Source organism: Sanguibacter antarcticus (assembly GCF_002564005.1).
Classification (GTDB): domain Bacteria; phylum Actinomycetota; class Actinomycetes; order Actinomycetales; family Cellulomonadaceae; genus Sanguibacter; species Sanguibacter antarcticus.
Window position 1 is genome coordinate 964,933 of sequence record NZ_PDJG01000001.1, and the last position, 14,290, is coordinate 979,222.

Consider the following 14,290-nt stretch of genomic DNA (forward strand, 5'->3'; position numbering starts at 1 on the left):
TCGTCCTGTGCAGGTCAGACGGTGTAGATCGCGACCACGCGGCTGAGGTCGTCGCTCAGGCCAGCCAGACCGTCCGACGCCGCACGGGTGTCCTTCGCGGACTGCGAGACACCGTGGGCCGACTGCGCGACGGAGGCGATCCGGTCGGCGATCTCGGTACTGCCCTTGGCTGCCTCGGAGACGGAGCGTGCCATCTCGTTCGTCACGGCCGTCTGCTCTTCGACGGCTGCGGCGATGACGCCCTGGTAGTCGTCGATGGACCGGACGATCTCGGCGATCTCAGCGATCGCGACCATGGCGTCGCTCGTGTCGGAACGGATCGATGCGACACGACCGGCGATGTCCTCCGTCGCGCGTGCTGTCTCTTGTGCCAGCTCCTTGACCTCTCCGGCGACGACGGCGAATCCCTTGCCGGCCTCGCCCGCGCGGGCTGCCTCGATGGTCGCGTTGAGCGCGAGGAGGTTCGTCTGCTCGGCGATCGAGGTGATCGCCTTGACGACGGCGCCGATCTCGTCGCTCGACACCCCGAGCCTGGCGACCTGGGTGCTGGTGGCCTCAGCGACCGAGACCGCCCGGCCAGCGATCCGTGCGGCCTCGGACGCGTTCTGGGCGATCTCGCGGATCGAGGCACCCATCTCCTCAGCCCCGGCCGCAGCCGACTGGATGCTCAAGGAGACCTGCTGGGCCGAGGCCGAGGCATTCTCTGCCTGCGTGGAGGAGTTCCCTGAGAACGTCTCGATCGACCGGGAGGACTCGGTGAGCCCGGTCGAGGCGGTAGCGAGCGCGGCGGAGCTCCGAGTGATCGTCTCCACAGCGCCGTGGGTCGACGCGATCAAGGCATTGAACGACTCAGCGAGGGAACCGACCTCGTCACGACGCACGACGGTCACGCGCTTGGTCAGGTCCCCACCGATCACCTCGATCTGCGACTTCAGCAGGCGGACAGGCGAGAGCACCGCCTTGTTGAAGGCGAGCATGATCGCGGCGATCACAGCGACCGACACGACGAGCGCGGCGACCGCGACGTTGCGCAGCAGGGTGTTGGTGCGGTCGAGGTCAGCCAGGACGGTGGCGCTGCGCTCGTCGACAGCAGCCTGCACGGCGTCGATCTGCGCGCCGATCGCATCAGACTCCTCGACGTTCTCGACCGTCTCCATGTGCGCGGCCCCCTCGAGGTCGCCTGCCTGCAGCAGGTCGTACCCCTGGTCGAAGAGGGTGTCGTACGCGTCGACCGCGACGAGAAGATCCGCGATGACCGGCTCCAGGTCCGTGCCCGCCACGAGGTCGGTGACCGCGACCGCTTCGCTCGTGAGCGCGTCGGACCACTCGACAGCCTGGGCGTACGTGATCTCCGAGAGCGCCTTGCCCTCGGCCCCGCCCGTGCTCGCCGTGAGGATATACATGTTGTTCGCGCCGTCGTACGCGTAGAAGTCCGCACGCATGTGCGACGCGGCGGTCTGCAGCACGGACGTATCGTCCCGGAAGTCCTGGAGCGCGGTGGACGCGTGGTTCGCGGCGACGACGACGTACGCGTCGGCACCACCGACGACCACGAGGAGTCCGGTGAAGACGATTCGGCTCAGGCGGGTGAGGCTCCAGGACACGGGGTCTGCTCCTTCTTGCATGCTCGATGGGTGCGTGGACGAACGTCCCCCGGCGTCCGGGCCTGACGAACAGAACCGGCAGGGCGCACGTGCAGATCCACGCCGGTACGTGTCAGACGTCCTACCAATCGGCAGCCTCGGCAGGAGGTGAAGGGGTCGCGCGGATGAATCCGGCACCGTCACCGGCCCGGTGTCGATCTCATGACATCTCACCTGCGCCGGGGCTGCCGTGGGACCATGGTGCACTCGCCTGGCCAGGGGGCTCGTCGTCGCCACGCGAGCGAACGCACCGGTGCACGGTGCACCACCGACCCGACGGAGAGACCATGACCGACTCGTTCAAGCCGCCCTACGACGACGAGCGCCGCGAGGCGCTCAAGCGCATCCGCGCGCGGCGCGCCCTCGCCACGCAGGCCGTCACCTACCTCGTCGTCAACGCGTTCCTCGTCCTCGTCTGGTGGATCACCGGCCCCGGCGGATACTTCTGGCCGATCTGGGTGATCGGCGGATGGGGCATCGGGCTCGTCCTCAGCGCCTGGAAGGTCCTCGGCAGCCGACCCATCACCGAGGAAGACATCGAGCGCGAGCTCCGGCGCGGACGCCCCACCAGCTGACCGCGTCCGGCCTTCCTCTCCGAACGCCCGCTCACCACCACCAGCGCCTCTACCCACACCACCCACCCGCCCCGTAACGTCACACCATGTGCCGCAACATCACCACCCTTCGCGGGCTCGAACCACCCGCAACGCCAGACGAGATCCACGCCGCCGCGACCCAGTACGTCCGCAAGGTCACCGGCGTCACCAAGACCACTGACACCACCCGCAACGCCTCCGACACCGCAGTCGCCGCCATCACCGCCGCGACCGCACAGGCGCTCGCAGACCTGCCCGACCGCCGGAACCCGCCGTCCACCGTGCCTCCGCTGCGCCGCGACGACGTCGCCGCCCGTGTTGCAGCGCGCCAGGCCGCTCGCGAGGAGCACGAGCGCCTCCACGAGCAGGGCGTGCCGCACGACCACTGACCTGTCTCCTCGACAGTCCTCTCACTCAGGACGCACGTCTGACTCATGCTCGCTTCACAGGAAGGTCAAAGGCAGCCGCGTTGTGATGGTCATGTCACCGCAGCACGGCACGGACGGTGCGTAGAGACCTAGAGGAGCCCGATCATGAAGAGCAAGAGAACCATCCCCGCGATCGTCAGCACGGTCTTCATCGGAGGGCTTCTCTTGTCCGGATGCTCCTCCACCGTCGAGACCACCAGCACGGCCAGCGCAGCGAGCGAGAGCAGCATCGTGAGCACCACGGCATCACCTGCCGAGCTCACGACCGGGGAGGTTGCCACCGAGGTGCTCGCCGCCAACGAGAACTCGACGACGGTCAACGACGACGAGTGGACGATGGACGGCGCGGTGACCGTCACGCTCGACGGCGCAGCGGCCTCGGCCGACGGTGACGGTGTGGTCGTCGACGGCACCACCGTCACGATCACGGCAGCCGGCACCTACGTCCTGACCGGCCAGTACGACGGTCAGGTGGTCGTCGACACAGTCGACGAAGGCGTCGTGGCCCTGGTGCTCGACGGCGTGGACGTCTCCAGCTCGACGAGCGCCGCGATCGCCGTGCTCAGCGCCGAGGACGTCGTCGTCTCGCTCACCGGCAGCAGCACCCTGGCGTCCACCGGCGACGACGACGAGGCCAACGCCGCATTCTTCAGCGACGCCGACCTCACCATCACCGGCGACGGATCGCTCACGGTCACCAGCACGATGAACGACGGCATCACCAGCCTCGACGACCTCATGGTGCTCTCCGGCGACCTCACCGTCACCGCGGGCGACGACGGCCTGCGCGGCAAAGACTCCTTGACGATCGAGGGCGGCACCGTCTCGGTCGACGCAGGAGGAGACGCCTTGAAGTCGGACAACGACGAGGACGAGACCCGCGGCTACGTCTCCATCTCTGGCGGCACGATCGACCTCGTCGCCGGGGACGACGGCGTCCAGGCACAGACGGACCTCGTCATCACGGGCGGCGAGACCACCCTCGCCGCTACCGACGACGGCCTGAAAGCCGAAGCCCACCTGGTCGTCGCAGGCGGCGCGACCACCGTCCAGAGCTCCTATGAAGGCGTCGAGGCGTACTACATCACCATCGAGGGCGGCACCCTCGCCGTCATCGCGAGCGACGACGGCCTCAACGCCACCAGCGGGACCAGCACCACCACGGACATCGGTGGCGTCGTCGAAGCCGACGACGGCGCACTCATCGCCATCACCGGCGGCGAGAGCACCATCAACGCAGAGGGCGACGGGATCGACTCGAACGGATCGATCCTCGTCACCGGTGGCACCACCACGGTGTTCGGCTCGCCCGAGGACCGCGAAGGCGCGCTCGACACCAACGGCTCGCTCGTCGTCAACAGCGGAACGCTCCTCGCCGTCGGAACCACCGGCATGGCGACGTCACCGGACGCGGAGTCCGAGCAGGGCTGGCTGAGCGCATCGCTCGACCAGACCTACGGCGCGGGGGAGAGCGTGCAGGTGCTCGACGAGAGCGACACGGTCGTCGCCGAGTTCACGTCGGTCAAGTCCTTCCAGTCGGTCGTCCTCTCGGCGGCTGAGATCGTCGACGGTTCCACCTACACGGTCACGGTCGGCGGCCAGTCTGCAGGCACCGCCACCGCGGGCGTCGCAGCAGCAGGAAGCCAGGAAGCCGGTGGAGGACCAGGGCGCCGGTGACACACCCACCACGACGAAGCCCCAGGACAGAGACCATCTGTCCTGGGGCTTCGTCGTGACTGCCGCCGGCTCGTTCCCGTTGCCACTACCGCCGTGCCGCTGCATCCTTGGGATCTCGATCAAGCGGAGGACTCCATGGGCAACCTGATCTATGCGGCCAACGTCTCGCTCGACGGCTTTCTCGAAGACGAGACCGGTGCGTTCGACTGGTCTGTGCCCGACGATGAGGTGCACGCGTTCTGGAACGAGCACGAGCGGCGCATCGGCACGTCGCTCTACGGGCGGCGCTTGTACGAGACGATGCGTGTCTGGGAGAGCGACGAGTGGTTGACCGACGAGCCTGCGGTCGTCCGCGAGTACGCCCAGATCTGGCGTGACGCCGACAAGGTCGTCTACTCCTCGTCCTTGGCCGACGTCTCGACCGCGCGTACGAGGATCGAACGGCACTTCGATCCTGCTGCGGTGCGGCGGCTCAAGGAGACATCCGGCTCAGACCTGAGCATCGGAGGCGCGGGGATCGCAGCCGAGGCTTTCCGGCACGGTCTGGTCGACGAGTGTGTGCTGCTGCTGTGCCCGGTCCTCGTGGGCGGTGGCAAGCCGGGGCTGCCCCGGGGCGTCCGGGTCGACCTCGAGCTCCTCGACCACCGACGGTTCGCCAACGGCGTCGTCTACCTCCGCCACGCGGTGCACGCACCCGACTGACGCCTGCGGATCCTCGAGCGCGTGAAGGACGGCTCAGTCGAGCTCGCTCGCGACGAGCGCATCGGTGAGCAGCCCGACCAGGGCGTCGAGCTGCACGGTCGTGGACGAGAGGACGTCCTCGTCGCCCGCCCCGTCGAGCGCGCGAGCGGCCAGCCCGGACTTGCTGTCGATGAGCTCGGCGATCCTCGAGTCGATCGTCTGCGCCGCGATGATCCGCCATGCGGTGACGGGATCAGCCTGGCCGATCCGGTGGATCCGGTCGATGGCCTGGGTCTGCTCGGCGTAGGTCCAGGACAGCTCGGCCAGCACGAGGTTCGAGGCCACCTGGAGGTTGAGACCGACGCCTGCGGCCGTCAGGGAGCACACGACGATCGACACGTCCGGGTCGTCGGTGAACGCCGCGACGTTCTTCTCACGCACCTTGGGTGTCTGGTCTCCGCGGATCGAGGCGTAGCGGATACCGCGGTCGGCGAAGAGCTGCTCGGCCTGGTCCATGACGTCGACGTGCTTCGCGAAGAACACCACCTTGCCGACGTTGCGGGCGAGCTGTGCGGCGTAGTCGGCTGCTAGCCCGGCTTTCGCCTGGCCGATCCGACGGACCATCGTGAAGACGTTCTCGCCTCCGGCCTTCGAGCTCGAGTCTTTGAGCTCTGCCGACGCGACCCGGTGGACGAGCTCGTGGTCGATCGCGTGAGGGTCGCCGCTGACGGTGCGCATCTCGAGGGCGGTCCGGTAGCGCTGGACCAGCCGGTCGACGAGGGCCGACTCGGCGGCGCGGACCGACCGGCCTGCCGCACCATCGAGCTCGACGACGAGGTCCGCGAGCCGACGGGCCGGGATGTCGGCGACCACGTCGACCTTGCGACGACGCACGATTCCCATGTCGATGACGCTGGCCCGCGCGGCGGCCGAGAAGCCCGGGTCGGCCGGGGTGAGCCCTGTGTCCTCGAGAGCAGCCTGCAGCGCGCCGAGCGGCACGGTGTCGTCGATCCAGCCGAGGAACTGCCAGATCGCTCGAAAGTCCTCGATGTCGTTGATGAGCGGGGTGCCGGTGAGCGCCATGAGCAGCGGCCCGGCGATGCGGGTGCGGATCTTCTCCGAGAGCGCCAGGACGTGCTGGGACCGCTGGGAGGTCCTGTTCTTGATGAAGTGCGCCTCGTCGACGATCATGCCGCGGAAGCCCAGCTCGCCGAGCCACCCGATGTGCCGGTCGAGGAGCTCGTAGTTGACGATGACGACGTCGGCGAAGCCGTCCATCCGGTCACCGTCACCGTGCACCACGGTGGACCGCCGCGACGGCGTCCAGAGGGCCACCTCGTGAGCCCAGTTCGTCTTGACCACGTTGGGTACGACGACCAGCAGCGGATAGGCGTCGGCCACCTGGGCGGCGAGCAGCGCCTGGGCGGTCTTGCCGAGGCCAGGTTCGTCGGCGAGCAGGAAGGTGCGATGGCCGCGCGCTGTCGCCGTGACGACGCGGGCCTGGTGGGGCATGAGCTCCCGGCCGCGGGGGATGGACACCGGGCGAGGGGCAGGCAGCGCCATGCAGGCGGGTGCGCCGGTGGCGGCCCGCTCGAAGGATCGGAAGAGCGGTTCGAGCAGCTCCCAGCCACCCAGCCGAGCCGCACGCGGCGCAGACCGTTGTGCCGCGGCCGCGAAGTCCGGAGCGAGGAAAGGGTTCGCCATCTGGCGCGAACGCACCGACTGTGGCACCACCGAGGTCGAGGTGCTGGGCGCTGTCGCGGTCGGAGCCACGGGCGCGGACGCCTCCGGCGGTTCCATCCCGGCAGCGCGCATCACCGACGCCTTGAAGGCGCGCGCCGCGTCCGAGACCCGGGCGTCGTCGGCGAGCAGCTCGAGGAGCGAGGTGTCCCGGGCAGCGGTCTTCGCGAGCATCGTCGCGACGCCGTCGAGACGCTTGAGCTCCTCGCTGCGGCGAGCCACCGTCAGGCTGTCGTCGGCCATCACCCGGGCACGTTCTTCGCGCACGAGCAGCGCGACGACCTGGAACTTCGTGCGTACGGCCCCGCTCGTCGGAGGCCGCTTGACGGCGACGTCGACCTCGCGGGCGACGTCGGCGAGCACCGCGATGATCCCTTGCGCGGTGCGTCGCGGGGCACGTCGGCGCTGGGCTCCCGCGGTGCTCTGCCCGCCTTGGGTGCGCGGTGTGCCACCGGACCGTCCTTGGCCTCGTCGAGCCACTTCTCCTCCTTCTCAGCACCCGCACGCCGGCTGCGATGCGGTGTGAACATGCCACGTTCGGCTCGGGACCGGTCGGTCGACGAACCCTAGCCCGCGTCCCCGGGGCCATGGGCGAGACGACCGGGCCCTGACGCGGCGTCCTCGGCGGTGCTGGATCCCCAGCGTGCGGCGATGGCGGGCCGGCGGCGTGAGAGGCGCTTTCGACCCGCGATGACTTGGTGTGCCGCGGACAGCGTCAGGGCAGGTCGAGGAACGCCTTCCAGATGACCGAGCCTAGCGGGTCATGGCCATGGTCGATGCGGTCGTGCCGGCGAAACCGCTCGCTCACGCCGAGCGTCGACCGTGGTGCCGTCACCTGCATGGCCGCCGGTGCCACCACCGTGCCCTGAGGTGAGCTCTGGAGAGGTGCCGGTACGCACGCCGCCTGGAAGGACCTGGTCCGCCAGGGGCCGCACTCCTCGAGAACGACGGGATCGTCACCGCCGCTTACGTCGAGGCGATCTTCGCGATCGACGAGGTGCGTCCTCACACCGAGCAGGACCCGCGTCTGGAGTGCTTGGCAGAGATCGACGAGGCGCGCGACAGCGGACGGGTCCATGGATACGATCAACAAGAGCGTGCCGATCGTGGAGAGAAGGGGACCTGATGATGTCGCGAACATGGTGGGCGAGCACCGGGCTCGTGGGCACAGGGTTCGTCTTGACGCTCTCGGGGTGCGCCGACGCCGGTGCCCTGAACATCGTGAACGACAGCGACAGCCAGGTGGTCGTCCAGACCGGGGACCAGGATGCGACGGTCCCTGCGTGGGGCGGCGTGTCGATCCTCGACTACGGCTGTACGCCCGGTGACGTCACGGTCGAGCTCGCCTCCGGCCAGCAGACCGTGCTGTCGGGGCCCGTGTGCCCCGACCAGCAGATCGTCGTCCGTGGCGACATCGCCACGCTGGAGCCCGCGGCGTCACCCGACGCCTAGCTGGTGACCGACTCCAGCACCTCGGTGAGTTCCGCCGGGCGGCTCACCATCGGCCAGTGCCACGTCGGCAGCTCGACGTAGGTCCAGTCGCCATCGAGCATGTGGGCGAAGGCCGGTGCGTGTGGTGCCATCTGGTGCAGCTGATCGAGGCTGAAGCTGCACAGCACACCGGTCCGGGGCAGGTGCTGCCAGGCGCCGGTGAGCGAGACCGGCTGCGTAGCGGTCCGCCAGGGCTGCGGTTGCGAGCCCTCGTCCAGCGCGGTGAGGGCGACGGCGTCGACCTCGGGAACCTCGGCGGCGAGCATGGCCCATGGGGGCGGGGGAAGCATCCAGCCCTCGCCCCGCGTCATGACGACGGCCTCGTTCGCTGCGCGAGCGTCCGGTCCCTCGAAGTCTGCCTGTGCCATGTCGTCCGGCAGGGGCCCTGTGTCGACGTAGACGAGGCGCGCCACGCGCTCAGGGACGCGGTCTGCCGCACCGGTCGTCACGAGGGCGCCGTAGCTGTGGCCGACGAGCACGACGTCGTGCAGGTCCTGCTGCTCGAGCAGGCGGACGACGTCGTCGATGTGGGTGGACAGGTCGGTCTCGGGTGAGGCGAGGTGGGCGCGCTCGCCCATGCCGGCGAGGTCGACGGCGTGGACGACATGGCCGTGCTGGCTGAGCAGCTCTTCGACGTGGTGCCAGACCCGGGAGCCGAGCCAGAAGCCGGGGACGAGGACGTAGGTGGTGGTGTTCATGGTGACAACGCTAGGTTTGATTGCGGACAGATACCGCCCGGTAGAGAGAGGTCCTTCATCATGAGTTCTGAGAAGTGTCGAGGACGCCTGTGACCCGCCCGACTGCTCGTGTGCTGGCCATGCTGGAGCTGCTGCAGGCTGGCGGGCAGCGGACGGTCGGCGATCTCGCTGCCCGGCTCGGCGTCGACGAGCGCACGGTCCGGCGCTACGCCGTCCACCTTGCAGACCTCGGCATCCCCGTCCAGGCACAGCGCGGCCGCTACGGCGGCTACAGGCTCGCCCGTGGCTACAAGCTGCCGCCGCTGATGATGACGGAGGACGAGGCAGTCGCTGTCGTCATGGGCCTCAGTGCGGCGGAACGCGTAGGGCTTGCGACGACTGACAACACGGCGTCCGTGAGCGCGCTGGCGAAGGTATCGCGTGTGCTGCCGCGGGCCCTGGCCGAGCGGCTCGACAGCCTGCTGTCGAGTGCGGAGCTCACGACCCCGGTGAGTGCAGCCGCCCCGGTCGGCGCCAGCACGCTGCTCGGTCTCGCATCGGCTGCGCAAGCACGGCGCACCGTCGTGATCACGTACACCGCCTGGGACGGGCGGGAGTCTCAGCGCACGCTCGATGTCTACGGTCTGGTCTTCCACTCCGGCCGGTGGTACGCCACCGGGAACGACCACGGTCGCGATGACGTGCGGACCTTCCGCATGGACCGCATCGCGTCGGTCACGCAGGGCGACGGCTCGTTCGTCGTGCCTGCCGACTTCGACGCAGGGACGCAGGTCGTGTCGGGGATCGCCGCTGTGCGATGGTCGCACAGGGTCTCTGTCGTGCTGCGGACCACCGTTGCTGACGCGAGCGAGCGGCTGCCCCGGAGCGCGGGACGCCTGAGCGAGCACGCCGACGGGGTCCTCTTCGAAGCCCGCGCCGAGCGCCTCGACGGCATGGCCCGCATGCTGGCTGGTCTTGGCTGGGACTTCGAGGTGATCACCCCGGGCGCCCTGCGCGACGAGGTCCTTGCCTTGTCCGACCGTCTCCGGGCGAGCGCGGTGCGCGAGACTACGACGGGTAGAGGCCAGTCGGATGGCGCTGAGCCGACTTAGGAAACGTCAGACCTGAGCGTCGTCGTCGGGCTGGTGGATCTGCGCCTTGGCCGGTACATCGAGCGGCGCGCTCGTCAGGGAGACGAGGGCACCGCTCGATACGTCACCTGGCAGCTTCTTCGGGCCCGTAGAGGGAGACCTGGAGGCTTCCGCCGACGTTCAGATAGACACGCGTGCAGGCTGCGTCCTGGTCGACGACGTTCGTGGTCGGCCAGTGGTGCAGAGCTCCGATCTCCTCGTCGACGACCGCGCGGGCCGCGTCGATGCCTAGGCACTGGTCGGTGATCCGCGCACGGAGCGCGTCCCGGATCTCGAACACGACCTCGTCGATATCCGTTCCCCGGGAGTCCTCACGGTCCCGGCGAGCCTCGGGAACCACCACGAGAGCTGGCGTCGCCACCTCGTCGCCGATGCGGTGCTCCGCCGGGACCTGCACCTCCGCACACTTCTCGGCCGACCTGTCCGCTGCGCGCGGCACCACGTCGACCTGCCAGTCCGTCAGACCCAGCCGGTCGAGCTCGGCCCGGGCAGCGAGGACAGTCTCGTCTGTGCCGAGACACCGGGCGCCCAGACCGTCGACGAGGTCGAAGATGCTGAGCGTCAGCTCGAACACAGGGCCGGCCTCGGGGTCTGGCACGAGCAGGGTCGCGTCTGCCGGCACCTGCGCGCGCGGAGCGACGTACACGCTCGGGCTGTGCCACCGAAAGGCGACAGGGTCGTCGACGGGCGGTCGTTCGCTCAGCTCCTGGTACTGCTGGCAGTCGGCGACCGGGTCGCTGGTCAGCGCCGGTCCGCCGGTGGCGATGCCTTCCTCGTCCCAGGACACCTCGTTCGGGTTCGCCCACTCGCTCAGGCACGTGATGCCGTCCGCGCCGCCGCTCTGCGCATACCAGCCGTTGTGTACGGCCGCGTAGGCGATGCCACAACCGAGGAGCGTGACGGTGAGCCCTGCGGTGATCCCTGTCCGTCGGCCGAGGCGACGACGACCAGTTTGGGCGGGCGACTTGGTGGTCAAGACGATCCCCTCTCGGAGCGCCGCGCCTGAGGCGGTGTCCAGGCGCGCGAGATCTGCTGTCGTCACCGGGTTGAGTGCTGCGAGCTGCCGTATCAGGTCCTGGTCGCGCATCAGATCTCCTCCGCTTCGGTCAGGCCGGCGGCCCGTCTGTTCGTCACATGTCCGGGACTTGCTGACCGTTTCAGCGCTTCTTGTGCGGGTGCACGGTTCGTGTCGTCGACCTCCGCCATGAGGTGCACGAGGCGACGTCGTGCCCGATGCAGGCGGACGCGAACGGTGGCGCGGGGCACGCGCAGCACCAGTGCGATCTCGTCGCGTGCGAGCCCCTCCCATGCGAGGAGTCGCAGCAGCTCCCGGTCGTCCTCGCTCAGCAGGGCCATGGCTGCTCCGAGCGTCGACGGTTCCACGATCGCTCGCGGAGGGTCGGTCGTCAGGGTCTCGCGCAGGCGGACAGCCAGCGTCGAGCGACGTCGTTCGCTCCGGTAATAGTTGGCGAGCACGTTGCGAGCGACGCCGAAGAGCCACGGGCGGGCATCGGCCCCGCCCGGAACGTCGTCCAAGCGCCGCCACGCCACGAGGAACGCTTCAGCGACGACGTCAGCTGCGTCCTCGGGATGGCTCACGCGCCTGACGGCGTATCCGAGCAGCGCCGGGTAGTTTGCGTCGAAGAGCGTGGCGAAGCGCTCCTCCGGGGTCGGTCCGCTCACGCTGGAGCTCCGATGTCTGAGGTGTTCATACCCCAACATGTCCGTCAACGCTCTGAGCGTTACAGGACGCGCACCGACTGCCGGAGGGGTCAAGGCCTCACCTTCTTGCGTCACGACATAGCGCTCAGGTCAGCTCCCCATGAAAGCCCGAGGCTAGGGTGTTCGGGCGTCGACGGGCCGAAGCAGCGTCACCACACCCAGGGCACCGTCCGGGATGTCGCGGGCGGCCGCCGCGATGGCCTCGGTGACGTAGGTGACCGCGAGGTACCCGTCGTACTCGGCGTCGTACGCAAACCCTCCACCTGCCATGAAGACGACCTCCTGGTGATCGCCGATGTTCATCAGCTTCTCGATGTGGTGAAAGACCTCGGGTGGCCATGGGCTGGCGGTCAGGAGGAGCGAGTCTCCGTACACCGGCCGCAGGGCTCTTTCCGCGCGGTCCAGGTCGTGAGTGACCACGTGGGCGAAGTCGTACTCGTCGACGGCCCGGCTCACGACCATGCCGGCGTCCCACAGTGGAGCCCACGCCCGCTCGATCAGGTCATGGTCGAGGGTGGCGGTTCGAGGACGACGGGGTCGGTCGACGCGAGGCCCCCTCCAGGAGGGAGCGGCCCTCGCGACCGGGGGCATCGGTCCGAACGTGTCGACGTCCAGGGCTGAGCCCGACCATCGACCCGACACCGCACAGTGCTGGCCGAGGAGCTCGCCGTCGACGTGGAGAAGGCGGGCGACGTCCCGGACCGCCAGATAGACCTCTGGCGGGGGAGGCCCGCCGGTGGCGCGGTCCTCGTACTTCAGTCCAAGTCCGTCGACAAGGCGGACGACCGAACCGAATCCCTCGGCACGGTCGCCCGCCCTGAGCGGTGTCAACTTCATAGACTGGTACTCCTTGATCCGTGGATGATCGCCCTAGCCTCGGGCTTTCATGGCGGGGTGGGTCTCAGTAGGTGTCATGACGCAAGAAAGTGCTCCTGACCTGGAAGAATACGGTTTGTTGAGGACCGATTCTGACTAGTTCGAGGAGCACCTTCAAGGTGAAGACTACCGTCGCGTATCCCCGTCTGAACATCGTCACGTCGGCGACGTCCGCGGTTGGTCAGGCTGGTGGGGTGCTGTTGACCGAGACGGTCCGGGCGACGGGTCTGGATCGGGCGTTGTCGACGGGCTTGGCGCGGTGGCGTAAGCCGACGGCGTTCCACGACCCGGGCAAGGTGATCGTGGACCTGGCGGTCGCCCTGGCGTTGGGTGGGGACGCGTTGGCGGACGTCGCGGTGCTGCGCGCCGAGCCCGGTGTCTATGGCGCGGTCGCCTCGGATCCGACGGTTTCGCGCACGATCGCGGCGTTGGCCGCTGATGCCCCGGCAGCGTTGGCGGCGATCAACACCGCCCGAGCTGCGGCCCGTTCGGCGGCCTGGCGCCTGGCTGGTGAGCGCGCCCCCGACGCGGGCGCCAGCGCGGTGGACCCTCTGGTCATCGACCTCGACGCGACGCTGGTCACGGCGCATTCGGAGAAGGAGAACGCGGCGCCGACGTTCAAGCGCGGGTTCGGGTTCCATCCCCTGTGCGCGTTCGTCGACCACGGCGGCGCCGGGACCGGGGAACCGCTGGCGATCATGCTGCGGCCGGGCAATGCCGGGTCGAACACCGCCGCCGATCACATCGCGGTTCTCCGAGATGCTCTGGCTCAGCTCCCTGGTCATGGCGGGCGGACGCGGGGCAGTAAGAAGATCCTGGTCCGCACCGACGGCGCAGGCGGAACCAAAACCCTCATCGAATGGCTCACGACCCACCGCCTGGGCTACTCGGTCGGGTTCACGCTGCCTGGCAACACCCCCGACCTGCTGGCCCGCATCCCCGAGACCGTCTGGGCCCCGGCCCTGGACGCTCACGACGAGGTCCGTGACGGCGCCTGGATCGCTGAGCTCACCGACCTGATGGACCTGACCGCCTGGCCGGCAGGCATGCGCGTCATCGTTCGCAAGGAACGACCCCACCCCGGGGCCCAGCTGCGCTTCGAGGACGTTGACGGGATGCGCATCACCGCGTTCGTGACGAACACGCCCGCCGGTCAGCTCGCTGACCTCGAGCTGCGCCACCGCCGCCGCGCCAGATGTGAAGACCGCATCCGCATCGCCAAGGACACCGGTCTGCGCAACCTCCCCCTCAAGGCCTTCGCCCAGAATCAGATCTGGTGCGCGATCGTCGCCCTCGCCAATGACCTCCTGGCCTGGATGGGCATGCTCGCCCTCACCGACCACCAGGCCCGCCGCTGGGAACCCAAACGCCTGCGCCTACGCCTGTTCACCATCCCCGCCGTCATCGCCCGCACCGGCCGGCGCACCTGGCTCCGCCTCTCCAACCGAGCGCCCTGGGCAGCGCTGGCCGCTCAAGCAGTCCAAGCCCTGCGAGCCCGACCCGCACCCGGCTGAGCGCCAGCACACCCTTGACTCAACGACCCCCGCGCGACCACCCGGACCTGGAACCGGCGCCCAACCCGACGACACGGGACCATCTGTCATACCC

General features: G+C 69.1%; 14 protein-coding genes. 7 read left to right on the forward strand and 7 right to left on the reverse strand.

The window, feature by feature from the left end:
• Positions 1-14: 14 nt before the first annotated feature.
• Positions 15-1,604 (reverse strand): methyl-accepting chemotaxis protein, encoded by a 1,590-nt coding sequence (locus ATL42_RS16365; RefSeq protein WP_169925333.1) that lies wholly within the window; start codon positions 1,602-1,604, stop codon positions 15-17.
• 326 nt (positions 1,605-1,930) lie between these two features.
• On the opposite strand from ATL42_RS16365, the gene ATL42_RS04285 reads away from it, so the two are divergent.
• The 4 genes from ATL42_RS04285 to ATL42_RS04300 all read left to right on the forward strand — a co-directional run bounded on the left by ATL42_RS04285 (position 1,931) and on the right by ATL42_RS04300 (position 5,046).
• Positions 1,931-2,218, forward strand: coding sequence for a 2TM domain-containing protein (locus tag ATL42_RS04285; RefSeq protein WP_098456325.1), 288 nt, complete (start codon positions 1,931-1,933; stop codon positions 2,216-2,218).
• Between the two features lie 86 nt (positions 2,219-2,304).
• Positions 2,305-2,628: a DUF2277 family protein gene (locus ATL42_RS04290; protein ID WP_098454291.1), complete on the forward strand. Its 324-nt coding sequence runs from the start codon at positions 2,305-2,307 to the stop codon at positions 2,626-2,628.
• Positions 2,629-2,772: 144 nt separating this feature from the next.
• Entirely contained in the window at positions 2,773-4,344 is a 1,572-nt protein-coding gene (locus tag ATL42_RS04295) for a carbohydrate-binding domain-containing protein (protein ID WP_098454292.1), read from the forward strand.
• Between the two features lie 135 nt (positions 4,345-4,479).
• Positions 4,480-5,046 (forward strand): dihydrofolate reductase family protein, encoded by a 567-nt coding sequence (locus ATL42_RS04300; protein ID WP_098454293.1) that lies wholly within the window; start codon positions 4,480-4,482, stop codon positions 5,044-5,046.
• Between the two features lie 33 nt (positions 5,047-5,079).
• Here the strand turns inward: ATL42_RS04300 and ATL42_RS04305 are convergent, their stop codons facing one another.
• Both ATL42_RS04305 and ATL42_RS04310 read right to left on the reverse strand, forming a co-directional pair.
• Positions 5,080-7,245, reverse strand: coding sequence for a DEAD/DEAH box helicase (locus ATL42_RS04305; protein ID WP_098454294.1), 2,166 nt, complete (start codon positions 7,243-7,245; stop codon positions 5,080-5,082).
• Between the two features lie 235 nt (positions 7,246-7,480).
• Positions 7,481-7,843, reverse strand: coding sequence for a hypothetical protein (locus ATL42_RS04310; RefSeq protein ID WP_098454295.1), 363 nt, complete (start codon positions 7,841-7,843; stop codon positions 7,481-7,483).
• A 47-nt stretch (positions 7,844-7,890) separates the two neighbouring features.
• On the opposite strand from ATL42_RS04310, the gene ATL42_RS04315 reads away from it, so the two are divergent.
• Complete coding sequence (locus tag ATL42_RS04315; RefSeq protein ID WP_098454296.1) at positions 7,891-8,217, forward strand: hypothetical protein; 327 nt, start codon at positions 7,891-7,893, stop codon at positions 8,215-8,217.
• Here ATL42_RS04315 and ATL42_RS04320 read toward each other — a convergent pair.
• Positions 8,214-8,954 carry an alpha/beta fold hydrolase gene (locus tag ATL42_RS04320; RefSeq protein WP_098454297.1) on the reverse strand — a complete coding sequence of 247 codons (741 nt, stop codon included), beginning with the start codon at positions 8,952-8,954 and terminating at the stop codon, positions 8,214-8,216. The two genes, ATL42_RS04315 and ATL42_RS04320, sit on opposite strands and share 4 nt — an antisense overlap.
• An 89-nt stretch (positions 8,955-9,043) precedes the next feature.
• Here ATL42_RS04320 and ATL42_RS04325 point away from each other — a divergent pair, with 89 nt between their 5' ends.
• The gene (locus ATL42_RS04325) at positions 9,044-10,045 is read left to right on the forward strand and encodes a helix-turn-helix transcriptional regulator (RefSeq protein WP_098454298.1); all 1,002 of its coding nucleotides are present in this window, start codon (positions 9,044-9,046) and stop codon (positions 10,043-10,045) included.
• A gap of 103 nt (positions 10,046-10,148) precedes the next feature.
• On the opposite strand, the gene ATL42_RS04330 is transcribed toward ATL42_RS04325, so the two are convergent.
• The 3 genes from ATL42_RS04330 to ATL42_RS04340 form a co-directional block, all read right to left on the reverse strand.
• Positions 10,149-11,171, reverse strand: coding sequence for a hypothetical protein (locus ATL42_RS04330; protein ID WP_098454299.1), 1,023 nt, complete (start codon positions 11,169-11,171; stop codon positions 10,149-10,151).
• Positions 11,171-11,767 (reverse strand): RNA polymerase sigma factor, encoded by a 597-nt coding sequence (locus ATL42_RS04335; RefSeq protein ID WP_245862102.1) that lies wholly within the window; start codon positions 11,765-11,767, stop codon positions 11,171-11,173. Before ATL42_RS04335 ends, ATL42_RS04330 begins: the two co-directional genes overlap by 1 nt.
• 153 nt (positions 11,768-11,920) lie before the next feature.
• Positions 11,921-12,643: a hypothetical protein gene (locus ATL42_RS04340; protein WP_098454301.1), complete on the reverse strand. Its 723-nt coding sequence runs from the start codon at positions 12,641-12,643 to the stop codon at positions 11,921-11,923.
• Between the two features lie 158 nt (positions 12,644-12,801).
• On the opposite strand from ATL42_RS04340, the gene ATL42_RS04345 reads away from it, so the two are divergent.
• Positions 12,802-14,196, forward strand: coding sequence for an IS1380 family transposase (locus ATL42_RS04345; RefSeq protein WP_098453764.1), 1,395 nt, complete (start codon positions 12,802-12,804; stop codon positions 14,194-14,196).
• The last annotated feature ends 94 nt before the right edge of the window (positions 14,197-14,290 follow it).